14 protein-coding genes are annotated in these 17,560 nt (G+C 69.8%); 5 read left to right on the forward strand and 9 right to left on the reverse strand.

Annotation, left to right across the window (positions count from 1 at the left end):
* Positions 1-114: 114 nt before the first annotated feature.
* On the forward strand, positions 115-2,958 hold the full coding sequence (gene ileS, locus PV762_RS19010; protein WP_421036562.1) for an isoleucine--tRNA ligase: 2,844 nt from the start codon (positions 115-117) through the stop codon (positions 2,956-2,958).
* Here the strand turns inward: ileS and PV762_RS19015 are convergent.
* From PV762_RS19015 to PV762_RS19040, 6 genes are all read right to left on the reverse strand, one after another.
* Positions 2,925-3,776 carry a hydroxypyruvate isomerase family protein gene (locus PV762_RS19015; RefSeq protein ID WP_421036563.1) on the reverse strand — a complete coding sequence of 284 codons (852 nt, stop codon included), beginning with the start codon at positions 3,774-3,776 and terminating at the stop codon, positions 2,925-2,927. The genes ileS and PV762_RS19015 overlap by 34 nt on opposite strands.
* Before the next feature lie 180 nt (positions 3,777-3,956).
* Positions 3,957-4,157 (reverse strand): YbdD/YjiX family protein, encoded by a 201-nt coding sequence (locus tag PV762_RS19020; protein ID WP_421036652.1) that lies wholly within the window; start codon positions 4,155-4,157, stop codon positions 3,957-3,959.
* 40 nt (positions 4,158-4,197) lie between these two features.
* Positions 4,198-6,276, reverse strand: a complete 2,079-nt coding sequence (locus PV762_RS19025; protein ID WP_421036564.1) for a carbon starvation CstA family protein — start codon at positions 6,274-6,276, stop codon at positions 4,198-4,200.
* Positions 6,277-6,422: 146 nt separating this feature from the next.
* The gene (locus tag PV762_RS19030; protein WP_421036565.1) at positions 6,423-7,370 is read right to left on the reverse strand and encodes a hypothetical protein; all 948 of its coding nucleotides are present in this window, start codon (positions 7,368-7,370) and stop codon (positions 6,423-6,425) included.
* A gap of 204 nt (positions 7,371-7,574) precedes the next feature.
* Complete coding sequence (locus PV762_RS19035) at positions 7,575-8,285, reverse strand: response regulator (RefSeq protein ID WP_421036566.1); 711 nt, start codon at positions 8,283-8,285, stop codon at positions 7,575-7,577.
* Positions 8,282-9,700, reverse strand: a complete 1,419-nt coding sequence (locus tag PV762_RS19040; RefSeq protein WP_421036567.1) for a cache domain-containing protein — start codon at positions 9,698-9,700, stop codon at positions 8,282-8,284. The genes PV762_RS19035 and PV762_RS19040 overlap by 4 nt, the downstream gene beginning before the upstream one ends.
* Positions 9,701-9,854: 154 nt before the next feature.
* Here PV762_RS19040 and lspA point away from each other — a divergent pair, with 154 nt between their 5' ends.
* On the forward strand, positions 9,855-10,352 hold the full coding sequence (lspA, locus tag PV762_RS19045; protein ID WP_421036568.1) for a signal peptidase II: 498 nt from the start codon (positions 9,855-9,857) through the stop codon (positions 10,350-10,352).
* Between the two features lie 302 nt (positions 10,353-10,654).
* Positions 10,655-12,376 carry an ATP-binding protein gene (locus tag PV762_RS19050; protein WP_421036569.1) on the forward strand — a complete coding sequence of 574 codons (1,722 nt, stop codon included), beginning with the start codon at positions 10,655-10,657 and terminating at the stop codon, positions 12,374-12,376.
* Here PV762_RS19050 and PV762_RS19055 read toward each other — a convergent pair.
* Positions 12,356-13,339 (reverse strand): quinone oxidoreductase family protein, encoded by a 984-nt coding sequence (locus PV762_RS19055; protein ID WP_421036570.1) that lies wholly within the window; start codon positions 13,337-13,339, stop codon positions 12,356-12,358. The two genes, PV762_RS19050 and PV762_RS19055, sit on opposite strands and share 21 nt — an antisense overlap.
* 95 nt (positions 13,340-13,434) lie before the next feature.
* Between PV762_RS19055 and PV762_RS19060 the strand changes: the two genes are divergently transcribed.
* Positions 13,435-14,352, forward strand: a complete 918-nt coding sequence (locus PV762_RS19060; RefSeq protein ID WP_421036571.1) for a DMT family transporter — start codon at positions 13,435-13,437, stop codon at positions 14,350-14,352.
* Positions 14,353-14,382: 30 nt separating this feature from the next.
* Here PV762_RS19060 and PV762_RS19065 read toward each other — a convergent pair whose 3' ends face one another.
* Positions 14,383-15,171, reverse strand: a complete 789-nt coding sequence (locus PV762_RS19065; RefSeq protein ID WP_421036572.1) for an SDR family oxidoreductase — start codon at positions 15,169-15,171, stop codon at positions 14,383-14,385.
* A gap of 13 nt (positions 15,172-15,184) precedes the next feature.
* The gene (locus tag PV762_RS19070; protein ID WP_421036573.1) at positions 15,185-16,123 is read right to left on the reverse strand and encodes a DMT family transporter; all 939 of its coding nucleotides are present in this window, start codon (positions 16,121-16,123) and stop codon (positions 15,185-15,187) included.
* A gap of 394 nt (positions 16,124-16,517) precedes the next feature.
* On the opposite strand from PV762_RS19070, the gene PV762_RS19075 reads away from it, so the two are divergent.
* Positions 16,518-17,543 carry a GGDEF domain-containing protein gene (locus PV762_RS19075; RefSeq protein ID WP_421036574.1) on the forward strand — a complete coding sequence of 342 codons (1,026 nt, stop codon included), beginning with the start codon at positions 16,518-16,520 and terminating at the stop codon, positions 17,541-17,543.
* Positions 17,544-17,560: the final 17 nt, after the last annotated feature.

Raw genomic sequence — 17,560 nt, forward strand, 5'->3', positions numbered from 1 at the left:
TCCCTCGATCGCTCAGCCGGCGCGCGGCCCCCGCTCTCCCGCTTCCCGCCCAGCGCGCCACCCCTCTTCTCTCGCGGCCTCATCCTGCGGCCGCCTCCTTCGATTGCCGCCGCCATGACCGACGACTCCAAGTCCGACTACCGCTCGACGCTCAACCTGCCCGACACCCCGTTCCCGATGCGCGGCGACCTGCCCAAGCGCGAGCCGGGCTGGGTGAAGGAATGGGAAGACCAGGGCATCTATCAGCGTCTTCGTGTCGCGCGCCAGGGCAAGCCGAAGTTCGTGCTGCACGACGGGCCTCCCTACGCCAACGGCCAGATCCACATGGGTCACGCGGTCAACAAGATCCTGAAGGACATGATCGTCAAGGCGCGCCAGCTCGAGGGCTTCGATGCCGCCTACATCCCGGGCTGGGACTGCCACGGCCTGCCGATCGAGAACCAGATCGAGAAGACTTTCGGCCGCGGCCTGCCTCGCGACGAGGTGCAGGCCAAGAGCCGCGCCTACGCCGGCGAGCAGATCGACCAGCAGCGCGTGGACTTCAAGCGCCTGGGCGTGCTGGGCGACTGGGACCATCCCTACCGGACGATGGACTTCAAGAACGAGGCGGGCGAGCTGCGCGTGCTGAAACGCCTGTTCGAACGCGGGTTCGTCTATCGCGGGCTGAAGCCGGTGTACTGGTGCTTCGACTGCGGCTCCTCGCTGGCCGAGTTCGAGATCGAGTACGCCGACAAGGACTCCCCGGCGGTCGACGTCGCCTTCCTGAGCGCGGAGCCGGACAAGCTGGCCGCCGCGTTCGGCCTGCCCAAGCTCGACAAGGAAGCGTTCACCGTCATCTGGACGACGACGCCGTGGACCATCCCCGCCAACCAGGCGCTGAATCTCAACCCCGAGCTGCCCTACGCGCTGGTCGACACCGAGCGCGGCTACTTCGTCGTGGCCGAGGCGCTGGTCGAGAAGTGCCTGGCGCGCTGGGGCATCGAGGGCAAACAGGTCGCGGTCACGCCGGGCAAGTCGCTTGAACTGCTGAAGTTCAAGCACCCGCTCGCGCACGTGCATCCGGGCTTCGACCGTGAGAGCCCCGTGTACCTGGCCGACTACGCCACCGCCGACGACGGCACCGGCGTGGTCCACTCGGCCCCGGCCTACGGCGTGGACGACTTCAACTCGTGCATCGCGCACGGCCTGGCGTTCAAGGACATCCTGAACCCGGTGCAGGGCAACGGCGTCTACGAGGCCGAGCTGCCGCTGTTCGGCGGCCAGCACATCTGGAAGGCCAACCCGGTGATCGCCGCGGCGCTGCAGGACGCCGGCCGCCTGATGGCGCACAGCAAGATCCGCCACAGCTACCCGCACTGCTGGCGCCACAAGTCGCCGGTGATCTACCGCGCGGCGGCGCAGTGGTTCGTCCGCATGGATGAAGGCGACGGTGTGTTCACCGTCGACAAGGCCGACAAGACCCTGCGCCAGCTGGCGCTGGACGCGATCGAGCAGACCAGCTTCTATCCCGAAAACGGGAAGACGCGCCTGCACGACATGATCGCCGGCCGCCCCGACTGGTGCATCTCGCGCCAGCGCAGCTGGGGCGTGCCGCTGCCGATCTTCCTGCACAAGGACAGCGGCCAGCCGCATCCGAAGACGCTGGAATTCATCGAGCGCGCCGCCCAGCTGGTCGAGGCCGGCGGTATCGAGGCCTGGTCCAAGCTGGATCCGGCCGAGTGGCTGGGCGCGGAGGCCGAGCAGTACTCCAAGGGCCAGGACATCCTCGACGTGTGGTTCGACTCGGGCTCCACCTTCCAGCATGTGCTCAAGGGCTCGCATGCCGGCGCGGCGCACGAGACCGGCCCGGAAGCCGACCTCTACCTCGAAGGCCATGACCAGCATCGCGGCTGGTTCCACTCGTCGCTGCTGATCTCCTGCGCGATCAACGGTCGCGCGCCGTATCGCGGCCTGCTGACCCACGGCTTCACCGTGGACAGCAAGGGTCGCAAGATGAGCAAGTCGCTGGGCAACGGCGTCGACCCGCAGGAAACCAGCAAGAAGCTGGGCGCCGAGATCATCCGGCTGTGGGTGGCGGCGTCCGACTACTCGGGCGACATCGCCGGCGACGAGAAGATCCTGGCGCGCGTCGTGGACGGCTACCGCCGCATCCGCAACACGCTGCGCTTCCTGCTGGCCAACACCTCGGACTTCGACGCCGCGACGGACGCGGTGCCGCTGGACCAGTTGCTGGAAGCCGACCGCTACGCGCTCGCGCGCGCCGCGCAATTCCAGGAGGAGATCCTGGCGCACTACCAGCGCTACGAGTTCCACCCGGTCGTGGCCAAGCTGCAGGTGTACTGCTCCGAAGACCTGGGCGCGTTCTACCTGGACGTGCTGAAGGACCGGCTGTACACGAGCGCGCCGAAGTCGGCCGCGCGCCGCTCGGCGCAGACGGCGCTGTGGCACATCACGAACGCGATGCTGCGCTGGATGGCGCCGTTCCTGAGCTTCACCGCCGAAGAGGCGTGGAAGGTCTTCGCGGGCAAGCAGGCCGGCGACACCATCTTCACCGAGACCTACTGGTCGGTCGGCATCGCGCACGACGACGGCCTGATCGCGAAGTGGAACCGCATCCACGAGATCCGCGATGCGGTGAACAAGGCGATCGAGGAAGTCCGCACCACCGGGGCGATCGGTTCGTCGCTGCAGGCGGAAGTGGCGCTGGGCGTGAATGCCGAGGACCTCGCGCTGCTGCAGAGCCTGGGCGACGATCTGAAGTTCGTGCTGATCACGTCCGCGGCGAGCGTCGCGCTGGCCGGCGAGTTGAGCATCACGGTGACGCCGTCGTCGCACCAGAAGTGCGAGCGCTGCTGGCACTACCGCGCGGACGTCGGCGTCAACCCGGCGCACCCGACGATCTGCGGTCGCTGCGAGAGCAACCTCTACGGCGAGGGCGAGACGCGCGTCATCGCCTGATTCGAAGCGGCCACCATCGCCGTCATCCAGCCAAGGCCGGCGCTGGTTCCTCCCGGAACCGCGCCGCGCCGGGGCCGGTATTCGCAGCCTATCCAACCGCCCCATCCCGTCGCCGACGCGATCTCATCGATCGCCGCGCATGCGCCCCGCCAGTCGAGCGTCCCCTCGTCCGGCTCGTGCCTATCCGGTACGCCGGCGATCTGGAAGTGCCCGACATGCCCCGTCGGCAGATACCGGCGCACCTGCGCGACCACGTCGCCCTCGACGCGTTCGCAGTGGTACAGGTCCATCTGGACCTTCAGGTTCGCGGCACCCACACGCTCGACGATCGCACGCGCCTCGTCCTGCCGTTGCAGCAGGTAGCCGGGCATGTCGACAGGGTTGATGGGCTCGATCATCAGGTCGATGCCTGATCGGGCGGCCAGCGACGCGGCCCAGTGCAGGCGCTCCTCGTAGCGCGCAAGCGCCGCGTCGCGCTGACCGCCGTTGGGCAGCAGGCCGGCCAGCACATGCACGCGCGCCGACGCCACCACCGAGGCATAGGCGAGCGCGCGCTCGATCGATTCGCGGAAGTCCCCTTCCCTACCTTCCACGGAGGCCAGACCGCGTTCCCCTGCCGCCCATTCCCCCGGCGGGGCGTTGATCAGCACGATGCTCAAGCCCAGCGCAGTGGCGCGGGCGCGCAGTTCCACCGCGGGCACGTCATAGGGGAACAGGCATTCCACGCCGGCGAACCCGTCCCGGGCCGCAGCATCGAAGCGTTCGAGGAATGGCAGCTCCTGGTACAGGAAGCTGAGGTTGGCAGCAAAGCGAAGCATCGCCGTAGTGTCACCGAGCCCGGCACAAGATCGCCCCGGGGCCGGCGGAGTGGCCGAGCCGGGGCGCCAACTCGCGCCGCTCACCTGCGGTTCGCTCTGCTCGAACAGACGGCGCCCCAAGTCAGCCCAGGGCTCGGCCACTCCGCCGGCCCCGGGCGATCTCGCGCCTCTCGCAAGAACTCAGCAGCAGCGACCCGTGCTCGCGTTGTACCTCGCCTCCTGACGCTCGCGGAAAAAGGCCTCGTAGCTCAGCGGCGCCTGGTCGGGATGCGTGCGGCCCATGTGCGCCAGGTAGGCCCCATAGTCCGCACCGACCAGTTGCTGGCGCACGCCGCGGGCCATGTAGCGGCCCGCCTGCAGCACGTCGGAGGCCGTCGACAAGGCGGCCTGCGCCGCTTGCGCCGCCACCTCCGCCGCCTGCTTAAGCATGACCGCCCGCCGTCGCGCCTTCAGGCATGCGCTCGAACGGCGTCTCGCTCACCGAGGGCTTGCGCTCCGCACGTGCCTTCAGCACCGCCTTCACGCTGTACACGAGCACGCTCACGACCACGAACATGAACAGCGCGCACAGGCCCGCGTCCAGGCGGTCGTTGAAGATCACGCGCTCCATCGCCTCCAAGCTCTTGGCCGGCGCCAGCACCTTGCCCGCCGCCAGCGAGTCCGCGTACTTCGCAGCGTGCGCCAGGAAACCCACCTTCGGGTCGTCGCTGAAGATCTTCAACCAGCCCGCCGTCATCGTGCAGACCAGCAGCCAGCCCGCCGGCAGGATGGTCGTCCAGGCGTAGCGGTCCTTCTTCATCTTGAACAGCACCACCGTGCCCAGCAGCAGCGCCACCGCGGCCAGCATCTGGTTGGCGATGCCGAAGAGCGGCCACAACGTGTTGATGCCGCCCAGCGGATCCACCACGCCCTGGTACAGGAAGTAGCCCCACGCCGCCACGCACAGGCCGGTGGCGATGAGGTTGGCGGGCAGCGATTCGGTGCGCTTGAGCGCCGGGACGAAGGTGCCCAGCAGGTCCTGCAGCATGAAGCGGCCGGCGCGCGTGCCGGCGTCCACGGCGGTCAGGATGAACAGCGCCTCGAACAGGATCGCGAAGTGGTACCAGAAGGCCATCATCGCCTTGCCGCCGATCACCTGGTGCAGGATGTGGGCCATGCCCACCGCCAGCGTCGGCGCGCCGCCGGCGCGCGCGAGGATGGTGTTCTCGCCGACATCCTTGGCCGTCTGCACCAGCATCTCCGGCGTGATGACGAAGCCCCAGGTGGACAGCGTCGCGGCCACCTGGTCCGGGGTCGAGCCCACCAGCGCGGCCGGGCTGTTCATCGCGAAGTAGATGCCCGGCTCGATGCAGGAAGCCGCCACCAGCGCCATCACCGCGACGAAGGATTCGGCCAGCATGCCGCCGTAGCCGATGAAGCGGGCGTTGACCTCGTTGTCCAGCATCTTGGGCGTGGTGCCGGAGCTGATCAGCGCGTGGAAGCCCGACACCGCGCCGCAGGCGATGGTGATGAACAGGAAGGGGAACAGGTTGCCCGACCACACCGGGCCGTTGCCCGCCGCGAACTGCGTGAACGCGGGCATCTGCATCGGCGGAGCCACGATCACGATGCCCACGGCCAGCGCGATGATGGTGCCGATCTTCAGGAAGGTCGACAGGTAGTCGCGCGGCGCCAGCAGCAGCCACACCGGGATGCTGGCCGCGACGAAGCCGTAGCCGATCAGCATCCACGTCAGCGCCTTGCCGTCGTAGGTGAACAGCGGGGCCCAGGCGGGGCTCTCATGCACCCACTGGCCGCCGATGATCGCCAGCATCAGCAGCACGAAGCCGATGATGGAGACCTCGCCGATGCGGCCCGGGCGGATGAATCTCAGGTACACGCCCATGAACAGCGCGACCGGGATGGTCGCCGCCACGGTGAAGGTGCCCCAGGGCGAACCGGCCAGCGCCTTCACGACGATCAGCGCCAGCACCGCCAGGATGATGATCATGATCATGAACGCGCCGAACAGCGCGATCACACCGGGCACCGTGCCCATCTCCTGCTTGACGAGGTCGCCCAGCGAGCGGCCGTCGCGGCGCGTCGAGATGAACAGCACGATGAAGTCCTGCACCGCGCCGGCGAAGATCACCCCGGCCAGGATCCAGAGCAGGCCGGGCAGGTAGCCCATCTGCGCGGCCAGCACCGGGCCGACCAGCGGTCCGGCGCCGGCGATCGCGGCGAAATGGTGGCCGTACAGCACGTACTTGTGGGTCGGGACGAAGTCCAGGCCGTCGTTGTGCTTCCAGGCCGGCGTCTTGCGCGTGGGGTCCAGGCCCAGCACCTTGGTGGCCAGGAACAGGCTGTAGTAGCGGTAGCCGATCAGGTACACGCAGATCGCCGCGACGACGACCCACAGCGCGCTGACCGCTTCACCGGTGGCCAGCGCCACGGTGGCCAGGGCGAAGGCCCCGAGGATGGCCACGCCCGCCCAGGCGAGGTGGCGACTCATGTTCGACATCGATGTCTCCTTTTATCGTCGCGCGGCGCGACGGTCTCGAAGGACGTCGACACGCGCGGGCTGTCTTGCGGCGGCAGTTTCCGTTCCTGTGCGATTTCGCACATCCGTTGCATGGACTAGCGCGACGGCGTGGAAATGCGTAGGCGTTAACCCCCATCCAACTCGGGATCCCACAGCGTCTTGCCAACGGCGGCGCAGTTCACGACGCGTTCGGCCACGGCGACAGCGAGGTCATGCCTCCCCCGGAACAGCGCGCGCACCTTCATCGCCTCTCCCAATTGCATCGCGGCCAGCGCCCGCATCTCCTCCACCGGACCGGGACGCACCGCCCCCGGGTTCAGGCACTGCCTGCCATGGAAGGTCAAACGCCGGTCGGCCCCGAAGGCCAGCGTCAGGGCGGTCGGACTGATCCTCAACCGGCGCGCGATCTCGCGAGGGCTGTTCGGCTGGTCGGTCCGCATCCGGTCCGCCCCCGGCTGGACCAGCGCGCTCATGACTTCGACCGGCACGCGGTAATCGGCCGCCGTGGCGTCGGCGAAAAGTCTTGCGCCTTCGGCCCGACGATTGGCGGCGATCTTGTCGGCGGATAGCCGCGGTCCGCGAAAGCCTAGCCTCAGCGGGAAGCGATTTGCCAGCGCGTCGGCACGCTCGGGACGCCCGCTCAGATGTGCCGTCAGCGCACGACTCAGGGCAGGCCCGTCCTTGCACGCTCCGGGAACCCGCCGCCCCAGCCCTTCATGGGCGCGAGCCGCCAGTCGGGCGACGAGATCGAAGACCTCCCCCGCAGTCAACGGCCGGCTCGTCTCGAGAACGGGACATGCCTCGCCTTCGACGTCGCGAATCTCGCCCGAGCCGATGCGCGCCTGACCGTCGTACTGGAAATAGCCGCTGATCCAGAGGGCGGGCCGCCGGGCGCCCTCCCCGGCATCAGGCGCGGCCAGGAGGCTAGACGACGCCAGCGCGGGCCTGTCGCGGTCAAAGAACAGCCAGCTGACCAGCACGTCGCGTTCCGCCGGAAAGACGCCGATCCCGTGCAGTTCGGTCACGAGCTCGCTCAGGAGATCCGCATACGGGCCTTGCAGACTGGTCGACAACCACGCGTCGTGCGACTCCAGGTTGGCGAGCCATCTGCACGCCAGGGGAGACGGCGGGACGGGCGCTGCGGGATCCATGGCGGCGGTCGCCGACGGCCCGTGGGAGGAAAGGGATGTGGACGGGAACAAGGACGAGCTCCTCGATGGAAACGGGGAGCCCCTTCGTCGCCCGCCTCCCGACGCCGGTTTCGTTGCCGCCGGATTTCAGACCGGATCGCGATGCAGTCCCCGGGCGTGCTCGACCGCATAGCGGATCAGCTCGGCCTGCCCGTCGAGCTCGAGCTTGCGCTTGATGTTCTGGCGGTGCGTCTCGACGGTGCGCACCGACAGGTCCAGCGCCTTGGCGATCTGCTTGCTGGATTCGCCGCGGGCCAGCGCGGAGAGGATCTCGCTCTCGCGCGGCGAGAGGATGGGCCGCGGCTGCTGGCTGCGGAACATGCGCCTGGAGACGCCGGGGCTGAGGAAGGTGCCGCCGGCCGCGACCGCATCGATCGCCGCGACGATCTCGGTCGCCGGCGCGTCCTTGAGCACGTAGCCGCGGGCGCCGGCCTGCAGCGCGCGCTGCACGTACTCGGGGTTGTCGTACATGCTGTACATCAGCACCCGCAGGTCGGGCACGCGCTCCAGCATGGTCTGGGCGAGCTGGATGCCGTTGTGCCCCTTCAGGCCGACGTCCAGCAGCACCACCTGCGGCTGCGCGGCGATCAGCATCATCATCGCCTCCTCCGCGTGGCCGGCCTCGCCGACGACGAGGTAACGCGCCTCGCCTTGCAGCCGCGAGCGCACGCCCTCGCGGACCAGCGGGTGGTCGTCGACCAGGAGGATGCGCACGGGCGCGGCCGCGCCGGCCGGGCCGACGGTGGCGGCAGCCGCGCTGGCGGGGCCCGAGGCGCTGGAGGAAGGCTCGGAGCTCATGGGACGGGATTGTCGCGCGCCAGGCGGCGGATCGCCGAGGCGGGCACGACGGCCTCGATCTGGGTGCCGTGGCCGGGGCTGGACTGCAGATCCAGCACGCCGCCGACGGAGGCCATGCGTTCGCGCATGTTGCGCAGGCCGATGCCGTGGCTCGGATCGTCGCGTTCGGCATGGGCGGGATCGAAGCCCGCGCCGTCGTCCAGCACCCGCAGCAGCACGGCGGCGCCGTCGCCTCGCCCGTCCTCCGGCGCGAAATCGAGCGACATTTCCACGCGCGCGGCGCCGGCATGTTTGGCCACGTTCGTCAACGCCTCCTGCGCGACGCGGAACAGCACCGTGTTGAGCAGTTCGGGCAGCTCGCGCGGCGAGCCGGCCACGCGCAGGGCCACGGGCAGCACGCCGGCTTCGTCGAACTCGCGCGCGAGGTGCTCCAGCGCCGCCGGCAGGCCCAATGTGTCGAGCAGCGCCGGGCGCAGGCGGTGGGAGAGCCCGCGCACCTCGATCAGGCTGGCGTTGAGCCGTTCCAGCGCGCGCGGCAGCAGCGCGGTCGAGCCCGCCTGCTGCGCCGATTCGATCAGCAGCTTGGTCGACACCAGCGTCTGGCTGACGCCGTCGTGCAGTTCGCGCGACAGGTGCGCGCGCTCGTCTTCCTGCGAGCGGACCACCTCGTGCGCCAGCGCGCGCAGCCGGGCTTCGGACTGGCGATGTTCGCTGAGGTTGAGCGCCAGCGCGCTCGCGCTGATCAGCGCCACGCCGAACACGGCGATCGCCGCGATGCCCCACATCGTGCGCGCGATGTTGGCCTGGGCCTCGCGGTCGAGCTGTTCCAGCGTCGCGCGGATGCCGTCCAGGTACAGGCCCGTCCCCAGCATCCAGTTCCAGCGCTCCATCGCGACGACGTAGCCCAGCTTGGGCGCCATCTCGCCGCTGGACGGCTTGCGCCAGAGGTACTCGACGTAACCGCCGCCCTCCCTGGCCTGTCCGACCAGCTGCTGGATCGTCGGCCGGCCCAGCGGATCGCGCAGCCCCCAGAGGTCGCGGCCGAGCAGCTCCGGCTGGCGCGAATGCATCAGCACCTTGCCCTGCAGGTCATAGACGAAGAAGTAGCCGTCCTCGCCGTAGTCGAGCGAGGACAGCAGCCGCAGCGCCTCGCGCTTGTCGCGTTCCACGTCGGCGTCGCGGGTCGTGCCCGCCCGGACGGGCGAACGCTCGTACAGCGGCTGCAGCGTGCTGACGGCCAGTTCGACGTAATGGCGCAGTTCGTCGCGGCGCGCGTCCATGTAGGCGCGCTGCACGGCGGCGTGCTCGCGGGCGAGCAGCTCGCGCTCCTGCTGACGCAACGCCACCGCGATCAGCAGCAGCGACGCGACCAGCGGCAGCAGCGCCAGCAGCAGGATCTTCACTCGCAGTCTCATGGGGCGATCATCGGCCATCCGTCGGGCGCCCGTCGCCGCCCCATCGAGGCCGGCTCATCGAGGCCGCCCCCAGCCGCTCCCCCAGCCGCACGGCGCAGCCTCGGCGGGCGCTACAGTTGCGGGTTCCGCCCGACGTCCCGATTGCGCAGCATCCATGGCCACCAAGTCCTCTTCCCCGTCGAACAACCGCCTGATCCAGTGGCTGGCGATCGCCCTGCTGGTGATCGTCGCCGATCAGTTCACCAAGGTCCTGATCCTGCACAGCTTCCAGTACGGGGACAGCCACTACGTCCTGCCCTTCTTCAACCTGGTGCGGGTCCACAACACCGGCGCGGCGTTCAGCTTCCTGGCGGGCGCGTCGGGCTGGCAGCGCTGGTTCTTCGTCGGGCTCGGCGTGGTCGCCACGGTCTTCATCGTCTGGATGCTGCGCCGCCACGGCCACCAGACGCAGTTCGCCTGGGCGCTCAGCCTGATCCTGGGCGGCGCGGTCGGCAACGTCGTCGACCGGCTGCTGCACGGCTACGTCGTCGACTTCATCCAGCTGCACTGGGGCGGCTGGTACTACCCGTCCTTCAACATCGCCGACAGCGCCATCACCATCGGCGCCATCCTGCTCATCTGGGACGAGCTGCGCCGCGTCAAGCGCGGCTGAGCAGCGGGCGGAACGGGCTCAGCGGGCGCGCGGGAGTGCGCCTGCCGTCGCGGGTCCAGCCCCGCCCCGAGCCCCTCCGACCGAGGGTTCCTCCGGAGAAACGAGGCTGGCATTCGCACGCCCGTCTGCGTAGCCTTGGTCCTGAAGAGGGAGGCCGTCACGCAGGCGCGCAGGGGTTCGGCACGCATGGGCCTTCGACGTGACGAAGTGGACATCGCCGCCATGGACAGGACACGGCCCACGGCGACAATCCGCTGCGACCAAACGTAACCAAGAACAAGGCCGACAAGGGCCTCGCTCCCATGCTCGACTTCTCCTGCCTGACCCACTATGACTGGCTCGATGTGCCCATGTGGGTCTACGACCAGGAGCGTCAGCGCAACCTCTGGGCCAATGCCGCCGCGCTGGGGTTCTGGCGCGCCGAGAGCGCCGAGGAATTCCTCTCCCGCGACCTCAGCGACATGAGCCCCTCGGTGGCGGAGCGGCTGGCGGTCACCGCCGCCGACCACACGCAGGGCAAGCTGGTCCGCGAGCAATGGACGCTCTATCCGAAGGGCCAGCCGGCCACGGTGATGCTGGTCTCCCGCGGGATCCGCACGCCCGACAAGCGCCAGGTGATGCTGTTCGCGGCGGACTCGCTGGTCAGCGGCGTCGACAAGAGCCTGCTGCGCGGCGTCGAGGCGCTGCAGCACACCTCCGTGCGGATCGCGGTGTTCTCGCTGCGCGACGGCAGCACGCTGATGCGCAACCCGGCCGCGGCGATGTGCTTCAACGGCCTGCGCAAGACCATCGGCGCGACCGACTTCAGCGCGATCTTCCCGGAACCCGACCTGGCGCGCCGCATCGTCGCGCAGGTCCGCGGCGGCCAGACCTTCGGCGCGGAACTCGAGATCAATACCGCCAACGGCCGTCGCTGGCACGCCGTCGACGCACGACCGATGCGCGATCCGGTCAGCGGCGAGGTCGTGCTGCAGCTCAACGCACGCGACATCGGCGACTTCAAGGCCACGCAGGCGCAACTCGAGGCCGCGCGCGAAGCCGCCGAAGCCGCCAGCCAGGCCAAGAGTTCCTTCCTGGCCAACATGAGCCACGAGATCCGTACGCCGATGAACGGCGTACTCGGCCTGACCGAGCTGGTGCTGCAGACCGAGCTCAACGAACGCCAGCGCAAGTTCATCGAGCTCACGCACAGTTCGGCCAAGGGGCTGATGGTCATCATCAACGACCTGCTGGACATCGCGAAGATCGAGGCCGGGCGCGTGATCATCGATCAGGCGCCGTTCAGCCTGCACGACTGCCTGCGCGAGGCGCTGCATCCGCTGCTGCTGCAGGCGCATGAGAAGGGCTTGAAGTTGCACGCCCGCGTGCAGCCGGGCGTGCCGCAGCATCTGCTGGGCGACGCGTTGCGCCTGCGCCAGATCATGGTGAACCTCGTCGGCAACGCGCTGAAATTCACCGAGCAGGGCGAAGTCCGCGTCGACATCGAGCGCATCGACGACAGCGTCGACGGCCAGCCGGCGCACGTGGGTCCGCTGCGCCTGCGCATCGCGGTGCATGACACCGGCATCGGCATGACGCGCGAGCAGATCGCGCAGATCTTCAGCCCGTTCACGCAGGCCGACGGCAGCATCACGCGGCGCTACGGCGGCACCGGCCTGGGCCTGACCATCGTGAAGCGCCTGGTGGAGCTGATGGGCGGCGAAGTGCAGGTGGAAAGCCAGCCGGGCGCCGGCTCCTGCTTCAGCTTCCAGATCCAGGTGTCGCAGCCGCTGGTGCTGGACGAGGTGCTGCGCACCGAGACCGTCGACGTCGACGTGCACGAGACCACGGCCGGCACGCTCGACGGCGAGCCCGCCACCGACTTCGGCGCCGACACCGTGCCGGCGGACCTCGACGACCTGCCGGCGCCGCGCCGCATCGTCAGCGACGACAGCGCCAACGATGCGATGCTGGACGCCGAGACGGTCGCGGCCGACCTCGATCCGCCGCTCGCCGCCGCCGGATCAAACCAGCAGCACGCCTGAACCCGTCGTCGTACGGGATTCCAGCTCGCGATGCGCGCGCTGGACTTCGTCGAACGGATAACGCTGTTCGACCTCGATCTTCACCGCCCCGCTTTCCACCGCCTGGAACAGCGCACCCGAAATCTCCTGCGTGACCTCGAGCGACGACAGGTGCACGAACAGCGACGGACGCGTCAGGTACAGCCCGGAAGCCGCCAGGGCCTTCAGCGACACCGGCGGCACCACGCCGGACGCGTTGCCGAAACTCACCATCAGCCCGAAGGGCCGCAGGCTCGCGAGCGAGCCTTCCCAGGTCGACGCGCCGACGGAGTCGTAGACGACCTTCACCCCCTTGCCGCCGGTGATCTCCTTGACGCGCTCGGCGAAGTGCTCCGTCGAATAGTTGATCGCGAACTCCGCGCCGTGGTCCAGCGCGAGACGGCACTTCGCGTCGCTGCCGGCCGTGCCGATCAGCCGCAGCCCGAGCGCCTTCGCCCACTGGCAGGCGATCAGGCCCACGCCGCCCGCCGCGGCGTGGAAGAGCACGTGATCGCCCGGCTGAAGACCGCCTTGCGGCAGCGTGCGCTGGAGCAGGTACTGCACCGTCATGCCCTTGAGCATCATCGACGCGCCCTGCTCGAAGCTCAGGAAGTCCGGCAGCTTCACGACGCACTTCGCCGGCATCACGCGCGCGGTCGCGTAGGCGCCGATCGGCTGGCTCGCATACGCGGCACGGTCGCCGGGCTTCAGATGCGTCACGCCTTCGCCCACCGCCTCGACGATGCCGGCGCCCTCCATGCCCAGGCCGGTCGGCAGCGGCAGCGGATAGACACCGCTGCGATGGTAGATGTCGATGTAGTTGAGGCCGCAGGCCGCATGCCGGATGCGGATCTCGCCGGGGCCCGGATCGCCGACCTCGACGGATTCGATGCTCAGGACTTCCGGTCCGCCAGGTTGCGAGATGCGCACGGCTCTGTCGCTCATCAGGGTTCTCCTCAAGGGGGGATGTCGCTCGCGCGTCGCCCGACGCGTCGATCGCGGCTATCGTGCCAGTCTCCCGTCTCCGGCCTCTCGCCGCAATGATGTTGACCCCACGACTGGCCCTGATGCTGACGCTGCCGCCGCTGCTGTGGGCCGGCAACGCGGTCGTCGGGCGTTCGGTCGTTTCCCTGGTGCCGCCGCTGCTACTGAACGCGACGCGCTGGACGCTGGCCTTCGGGCTGCTGGTGCTCATCGCACGCCCGGCCCGGGCGCTGCTGCAAGACCTGGCCCCGCTGCGCGCGCGCTGGGGCTACTTCCTGCTGACCGGCGTGCTCGGCATGGGCTGCTACAACGCGCTGCAGTACCAGGCACTGCACAGCTCGACGGCCCTCAACGTGACCTTGATCGCCGCGAGCCTGCCCGTGTGGATGCTGGCCGTCGGCGCCCTGCTCTACCGCGTGTGGCCGACGCGGCGCCAGCTCGCCGGCGCCGCGCTGTCGCTGGCGGGCGTGGCGCTGGTGATCTCGCGCGGCCACCTCGAACGGCTGGCGCAGGTGCAGTTCGTCGCGGGCGACCTGATGATGCTGCTGGCCGTGTTGAGCTGGGCCTTCTACAGCTGGCTGCTGGCGCGACCGCCCGCGCACATGCAGGGCGAGCGGCGCCTTGACTGGGACTGGTCCGCGCTGCTGATGGCGCAGATGCTGTTCGGTGTCGCCTTCGGCTGGGCGTCGGCGGGCGTGGAGCAGGCGGTCGGCGTGCCGCCGGTGCAGTGGGGCTGGCCGCTGGCGGCGGCGCTCGTCTACGTGGCGATCGGGCCCTCGCTGATCGCGTACCGCTGCTGGGGACTGGGCATCGCCCAGGCGGGACCGACGCTGGCCGCCTTCTTCGGCAACCTCACGCCGGTCTTCGCGGCGCTGATGTCGGCTGCGCTGCTGGGCGAATGGCCGGCGTGGTTCCACGGCGCGGCCTTCGCGCTGATCGCGGCGGGGATCCTGGTGTCCTCGGCCAAGCGTTGAGGACTCGGCTGAGGATCTCCGCTCGCCCGGTCAGAACGTGCCTGGGTACGAACCGCCGTCGAGCAGGATGTTCTGCCCGGTCAGGTAGCCCGCGTGGGACGAGCACATCAGCGCGCAGATCGCGCCGAACTCCGCCGCGCTGCCGAAGCGTTGCGCGGGGATGGCCGACATGCGCCTGGCGCGCACGTCGTCGACCGGCTGGCCCGACTTCTGCGCGCCGGCGGCCATCGTCTTCTGCAGGCGTTCGGTGTCGAAGGCGCCCGGCAGCAGGTTGTTGATCGTCACGTTGCGGCCGGCGATGCGCGACTGGCGTGCGATGCCGGCGACGAAGCCGGTCAGGCCCGAACGCGCGCCGTTGGACAGGCCCAGCACATCGATCGGCGCCTTCACCGCGCCCGAGGTGATGTTGACGATGCGCCCGAAGCCGCGATCCGCCATCGGGTCCACCGTCGCCTTGATCAGCGCGATCGGCGTCAGCATGTTGGCTTCCAGCGCTGCGAGCCACTGCTCGCGTTCCCAGTCGCGGAAATCGCCGGGCGGCGGCCCGCCGGCGTTGTTGATCAGGATGTCCACCTGCGGCGCAGCGGCCAGCGCCGCGGCGCGGCCGGCCTCGGTCGTGATGTCGCCGGCCACGGCCACGACCTGCACGGCGGGATTGAGGGCGCGCAGCTTCGCGGCCTGCGCCTGCAGCGCTTCCTCGCCGCGCGCGGTGATCACCACGTTCACGCCTTCAGCGGCCAGCGCCTCGGCGCAGCCCGCGCCCAGGCCCTTCGACGCCGCGCACACCAGGGCCCACCTGCCCGTCAGTCCCAAGTCCATGTCGATCTCCGTTCTAGGTTCGTCGCTGCCGGGCGAGCAGCCACACGCCGCCCAGCACCAGCACCGTGCCCGCGACGACCCAGCCGGTCAGCGGCTCGTCGAGGATCAGCACGCCCATCAGTATCGTGGACATGGGGCCCACCATGCCGGTCTGCGCGGCGATACCCGCCCCCATGCGTTCGATCGCCATCATGACCATCAGCACCGGCGCGAAGGTGCAGGCCAGCGCATTGAGCAGCGACAGCCACCACACCGCCGGCGCGAGGTCCGCGAGCCCCGACACCGGTCGCGTGAGCAGGAACTGCGCGATGCAGAAGCCGCAGGCGACCGTGGTCGCCAGCCCGGTGAGCCGCATGGCGCCGAGCCGCTTGACCCATTCGCCGCTGTAGACGAGGTACAGCGCGTAGGCGACCGCGCTGCCGAACACGAGCCCGCCGCCCAGCCACACGTTGGCGCCGGCCACCTGCAGTTCATGCCCGAAGACCAGCAGCACGCCGGCATAGCTGACGGCCAGCGCGCCCGCCTGGCGCAGCGTCACGCGCCGTCCGAACATCGCCCAGGACAGCAGCAGGACGATGGTCGGGTTGAGGTACAGGATCAGCCGTTCGAAGCTGGCGCTGACGTAAGCGAGGCCCGCGAAGTCGAGGAAGCTGGCGAGGTAATACCCGCTGAAGCCCAGGCCCAGCACGGCGAGCCGCTCGCGCCCGGTCAGCGCCGGCTTGCCGCGTCCGGCCCACCAGGCCAGCAGCAGGAAGAGCGGCAGCGCGAGCAGCATGCGCAGCATCAGCAGCGTGATGGCGTCGACGCCGTGCCGGTAGGCGAGCTTGACGATGATCGCCTTGCCGGAGAACCCGATCGCGCCGCCGACGGCCAGCAGCAGCCCGCTGAGCGGCACGCGGGCCGAGGCGGGATCGGCAGGGGAGACGGGCGCCGACGTGGGGGAACTGCTCATGCGCTCGATTCTAGGAATCGACGCCCGGACGGCATTCGTGAAGGGGCAATGCACGCTTGCCGCGGCGCGCCGGTGTGTCGAAGCCGGCGGAGCCGGTGCCCCTTGGAGCGAATGCCGAGCGGCGAGGAGGCGATTGAGCGGAAAGGGGCACCGGCTCTGCCGGCTTCTGCTCGGTGGTCGCGGGCGGTGTCCCCTCTCCTGTCCCTTCCTGCGTGAATAGTTGCGGCCATCGCCACCCGGATGCGGCGGCCCCCTCAAGACCTGGCCCCATGAGGCCGAAGTCCGGCAGGCGCCGACCGCCTCGAAGCGGCTGGTGGTAGTGGGGAAAAGGAAACGACAAGGGGCCGCGCGTCGACGGACGCGACAGGTTCCGGACCTGGGAGGGACCCTGCCGATGAGATACACCGAGAGCATCGCCGCGAGCGCCCAGGCGCTGCGCACCGCCTTGCCGCTGATGTCCAGGCAGCGCGCCGCGCTGCATCCGGTCACCTATGCCGTCTGGTACGAGCATGTGACCGCGATGAACGGCGCGCTGAGCCGCGAACTGATGAGTCTGACGCAGGACGGCGGCACGCTGGACGAGCCCCAGACCTGGGCGCTCTACCGCAGGCACATCGCCGAGCTCGACGAGCAGATGGCCGTCGCGCTGGCGCAGGACGTGGGCGAGGTGCTGCGCGCCGTGTCCGACTGCACCGACCAGGCGGGCCAGCAGGTGCAGCACTATGCGCACGCGCTGCTGGGCTGGGAGCGCTCGCTGCGCGAGGCGGCGCCCGGACAGCACGTCCAGGTGCTGGCCGCCGCGCTGCAGGGCACGCAGGACATGCGCCACGCGGTCCACGGTCTGGTGGCGAAGCTGGAGGCGAGCCGGCAGGAAGTGGCCTCGCTGCGCCAGGCGGTGCACCGTGCGCGCAGCGAGGCGCTGCTGGACCCGTTGACGGGGCTGAGCAACCGGCGCGGCTTCGACCGCGCGCTGGCCGACTGCCTGCGCAGCCCGGAGGCCGGCACGCCGACGGCGCCCTGCCTGCTGCTGGGCGACATCGACGACTTCCCGGCGCTGCGCGAGCGCCTGGGCGAAGCGCGTCTGGACGACACGCTGCGACAGGTCGCCAACACCATGCGCAGCGTCGCGCAGAGCCACCACGTCGCCGCGCGCATCGAGGACGACGAATTCGCGCTGCTCATCCCCGGCGCCGGCCTGCACGAGGCCTACACCCTGGCCGAACAGCTGCGCCACGGCGTCGGTCAGCTGCAGGCGGACGCCGACCGGCGCCTGAGCCTGTCGGTGGGCGTCACGCAGCTCGGTCGGGGAGAGCGCGCCCGCGACTTCATCGAGCGGGCGGACCAGGCGCTGCAGGCCTCCCGCGCGCAGGGCCGCAACCGCGTGACCGTGCTGGCGGCGGATGAGCGTTTCGCCGCATGAGGCCGTCGCCGTCGGCC

The organism is Mitsuaria sp. CC2, assembly GCF_048957715.1.
GTDB lineage: Bacteria > Pseudomonadota > Gammaproteobacteria > Burkholderiales > Burkholderiaceae_C > Roseateles.